Here is a 4,311-nt window from a genome sequence, read left to right as displayed (position 1 = left end):
CTAATCTACATCATCCACAAAAGTTTTAGCATAGGCAACCATTTCTGGAGCAATCTCTAATACTTCTGCTCTAGTTTTCTTAAGTTTGTAAGCTAAGTGAATGTCAGAGGTAGCGATAAAAGTATGAATACGCGCTTTAGCTGCTGGTTTGAGTGCTTTACCTGCTGCTTCAATATCTGCACGGGTTGTTCTTGCCAAACCGCAGATAGTTGGGCCTCCCTCTACACCTACTGTCTCAGCAATTTTTTGTACTGCCTCAAAATCTCCTGGACTAGCATAGGGGAAACCTGCTTCAATCACATCTACTCCCAGGCGAGATAGTTGTCGAGCGATGGTTAATTTTTCATCTATATTGAGAGCTGCACCAGGAGATTGTTCTCCATCCCGGAGGGTAGTATCAAAAATAATAATTCGGTCTTGAGTGTTGGTCATTATTTTTTTTCCTTGTAGTTTAGAGGAATTAGCCTATAGCTTTTCTTATATCTTAAATTCCGGGAGCAGGGAGTAGGGATTCAAGAATTAATAATTAATAATTAATTATTACCTCTTCTTATAACATTGAGGATTGCCTAAAAGGAATTTTTTTTCTTCTCGAGGGGAGATTGAATATGGCGTTTAGCGCTCCGCACAACGCGCGTTTTTCATGTCGCTCCGCGTTTCGCGGAGCGACAGAAACGCGTAGCGTCCCGGAGGGAACGGAGACCCGCTCTGCATTCAGAGGGAAACCTCGCCATCCCATCCTTACGGAATGCTCCGCTTTCCGACCGCTCTCTTGGTCGATTGGAGGCCAGCGAGGAGACCTCGCCATCCCTCGACCGCTTTTTCTCCATGAATAGAGAGGCTTTAAACCAAATTTTTCGGTAAGGAATAGGGAATAGGGAAAAAGGGGAAATTTGACAAATATTCTCTATCAATAGAATAAAATTTTTATTATAGCTAATTTAATGAGACTTGATATTAGTTATCAGCTATTAGCAAACTTGCCAATAGAAGTCAGAATTAGTATTAATAGATTGAACAATAACTATAAAGAAAATTCAGTTTTTCTCCTACTCGCTACTCCCTACTCCCTACTCCCTTAGAGGTCAGAATTAGTATTAATAGATTGAACAATAACTATAAAGAAAATTCAGTTTTTCTCCTACTCGCTACTCCCTACTCCCTACTCCCTTAGAAGTCAGAATTAGTATTAATAGATTGAACAATAACTATAAAGAAAATTCAGTTTTTCTCCTACTCCCTCTTTCTAATATTCTGCTTTTTCTATTTGGTCACGAATATTATTTAAGTCTACATATTGGTCTGTAACATTTCGCAATTCCCTAGCAATCATTCCTTCTGTTGATACAACTGTAATATGAGTATTTTTAGAGCGCAATAACTCAATAGCTCTTTCAAAATCACCATCTCCACTAAACAACACTACTTCATCATATTGGTCTACCGTATTAAACATATCTACAACAATTTCAATATCTAAGTTAGCTTTTTGAGAATAGCGACCTGAAACATCATCATAATATTCTTTCAAAATTTTAGTGCGTACTGTATAACCCAAACTAATTAAAGCATCTCGGAATCCTCTTTGATCTTGAGGGTCTTTTAAACCTGTATACCAAAAAGCATTTATTAATTTTACTTCTGGTCTGTTGAAGTATTCTAATACTCTTCTCGGGTCAAAAAACCAACCATTTTTTTGTTGGGCATAGAACATATTGTTCCCGTCAACAAATATAGAGAGACGGTTCATGGAATTTTTCATAGAAACTTAAGTTTAATATTAGTTTTAGATAATTCAGGCTAAATCCATTGCTATAGCAATATTTTTATCATTAATGTAAGTCTGTTTAGTCTCTAAAAACTTACATTATTCCTTGCATATTTCATATTTAAACTGCCAAAAATTACCCTTAATATTATAAACCGATAATATTTTTCTCTACCCATAATTTTAATGAACTTAGCAGTTCAGTCTTCTAGATTTCAGGCTTTTTTTTATCAAAATATATTTTTTTCATGCCTGTTAAATTTATTGATACCCTGCTACATTTCCATACAAGACCTTAATTTTTAATCAAGGCCATAAGTTAATATTTGATTAATCTAATATCTAAAATTTAGCCAAATCAAAAATAATTGACTTAATAAAAGCTATGTATGCAAAATTATGAATATAGAAAATTTTGGGCAGTATAAAATTACAGCCCTTCAGTAAAAAAATTACACAGATAAAAACTTACACCCTGATCAATTATTGGAGAGTTATATCTAAGCTTTCTTACTTTCAATAGCCCAACGAGCTAACTCTGTCCGATTATGCAGACCCGTTTTACCAAGCATATTGCTCACATGACTCTCAATCGTTCTTTGACTAACTTCCATAATTTGTGCAATGTCACGATTAGCCATTCCCTTGGCTACCAATTGGACTACCTTTAACTCTGTGGGAGTTAACTCTACGTTTCGGCGCACCTTAATTGTTGGCCCACTGCTGACACCGGAATTTTGATGTTTAATTAGGCGAGAAGCTTGCTTCAGAGAAGATTCTACTTGAGCCACAAGTTCTTCTGGTTCAAATGGCTTGACAATGTAGACATCAGCTCCAGTATTTAGACCTTTAACTCGATCCTGACTTTGACCCTTGGCAGATAAAAATAGAACTGGAACCCATTCTGTAGCTGAATTTTCTCTGATATGCTGCACCAGGGTATAACCATCCATTTCTGGCATCATCACATCACATATAATCAAGTCAGGAATTTGTTCTTCTAGCAGTTCTAGGGCTTCTCGGCCATTTTCTGCTGTCATTACCTGGTATCCACGAAATTCTAAATAATCCTTGACCAATAATATTAAATTAGGGTCATCATCAACCAACATTAAACGTCCTTGGTCTGTAGTATTCATTTCCTTCATAATGAAGAACTCACTTTATTTGATTCCTGCAAACATTAACTTTACAGACGGGTGAACCCACGTCTTTCATTACGAGACTGAGGAAGTAGGGCAGCTTTGACACTTTCCTTTCAATTAATGATATATATCCTTACCTAGAAGGCTTGGACTGTATCTAATCCTCAAAGGGAGTTGATCCCCTATCTATTATAGTTATAGATTATAGATTTTATACTGAATCAATAGTCCTATAATTTAGGTAGATATAGCTAGATAATAGTTTTGTAGTGATGGAAAATAATTACCACTACTTTTGATAATAATATATGAGAATTCAAGAGTATTCCCTACTAATAGTATAAGAAACTATGGTTAATTTTACTTACTTATTAAGTTAATTAAGTTAGGATATATGGTGAATTGATAACAGTTAGTTACCGATTGTGAACTTTGAGCTTTTGAGTCGAGCAGCAAGTAATTTGTCCATGATTGCCTAGTATGGGCCTATGAATTAACTAAATTTTCAACCCCACCCTTAAGGGTGGGGTCTTATGAAATAATCCTTGATTCTGGCAAAGGATGAGTCAGAAAAACGTACTCTTCTACCACTTGAGAACCGATGAGATGTTCTTGAATAATTCTTTCAATTACAGGAGGAGTTGCAGAGTGGTACCATACTCCTTCAGGATAAATAACTAGAATTGGACCTTGACAACAAACTCGTAAACAGTTAGCTTTAGTACGAAATATACAACCTGGCATAGTAGGGCTAGGCTCATCAAGTTTTAATTCTTTCAGACGTTTTTTGAGATAATTCCATGCTTCTAAACCAAGCTCTTTTGAGCAACATTTAGGTTTAGTTTGGTCAGCACAAATAAGAATATGTCTCTGAATTTTACTCAGTCCTAGAGACTGGACACAACTGCCTAGGGACTCTTGACAAATATCTGAGTCAATATTCCTCTGTTGAAAATCTTCTTGGGATTCGGCTACCTGAACGTCAGTCCCATTAGCTTTTTCAGTGTTGTTAAATATATTATCTGTCATCAATATGATACACCTTGAATCTGGTTCTACTATTTTAGTAAAAATATTCCCTGGTGGGTTAAATGTCTGATTGAGAATGGCAAATGACTTACATTTCCCAAATATTAAAAGTTTTACTCCCATAATTTTAGTTTATTGTCTTCTGAGATTGATTTTTGTTTTAGGGAGTAAAGAGTAATAATTCGAGAAACAGGGAGTAGAAAAATAGAAAAGAAGAAAAACAACTTTACCTCAGTAACTTGAGAAACGCTATACTATAAGGTTACCCATTAATATTAGGACGTCTCTCTGTGGCTCTTAACCCAAGTTTATTGTCCTAACTAAAAAATGTACTACTATAAACTTTTGACCCTTATATTTTGACTTTTA

General features: G+C 35.5%; 3 protein-coding genes and 1 pseudogene. All 4 read right to left on the bottom strand.

Translation table 11 applies throughout. The annotated features are described in order from the left end of the window. Positions 1-432: pseudogene (locus F6K22_RS33655) on the bottom strand (2-isopropylmalate synthase); the annotation flags it as partial. Between the two features lie 814 nt (positions 433-1,246). Next, positions 1,247-1,762: a LabA-like NYN domain-containing protein gene (locus F6K22_RS33650; RefSeq protein ID WP_293108391.1), complete on the bottom strand. Its 516-nt coding sequence runs from the start codon at positions 1,760-1,762 to the stop codon at positions 1,247-1,249. 506 nt (positions 1,763-2,268) lie between these two features. Beyond that, the gene (locus F6K22_RS33645) at positions 2,269-2,916 is read right to left on the bottom strand and encodes a response regulator transcription factor (RefSeq protein ID WP_293108389.1); all 648 of its coding nucleotides are present in this window, start codon (positions 2,914-2,916) and stop codon (positions 2,269-2,271) included. A 528-nt stretch (positions 2,917-3,444) separates the two neighbouring features. Continuing rightward, a complete protein-coding gene (locus F6K22_RS33640; RefSeq protein ID WP_293108394.1) occupies positions 3,445-3,852 on the bottom strand; it encodes a (2Fe-2S) ferredoxin domain-containing protein in 408 nt (135 codons plus the stop codon). Positions 3,853-4,311: the final 459 nt, after the last annotated feature.

The sequence above is a fragment of the Okeania sp. SIO2F4 genome (assembly GCF_010672385.1).
GTDB lineage: Bacteria > Cyanobacteriota > Cyanobacteriia > Cyanobacteriales > Microcoleaceae > Trichodesmium.
Note: the sequence above shows the minus strand (reverse complement) of the source record. Positions and strands in the feature narration are given on the sequence as shown.

What these genes read in the sequence shown, in the direction of transcription:
- F6K22_RS33650 (WP_293108391.1), bottom strand. Translation starts at nt 1,762, where the DNA reads ATGAAAAATTCCATGAACCGTCTCTCTATATTTGTTGACGGGAACAAT.
- F6K22_RS33645 (WP_293108389.1), bottom strand. Translation starts at nt 2,916, where the DNA reads ATGAAGGAAATGAATACTACAGACCAAGGACGTTTAATGTTGGTTGAT.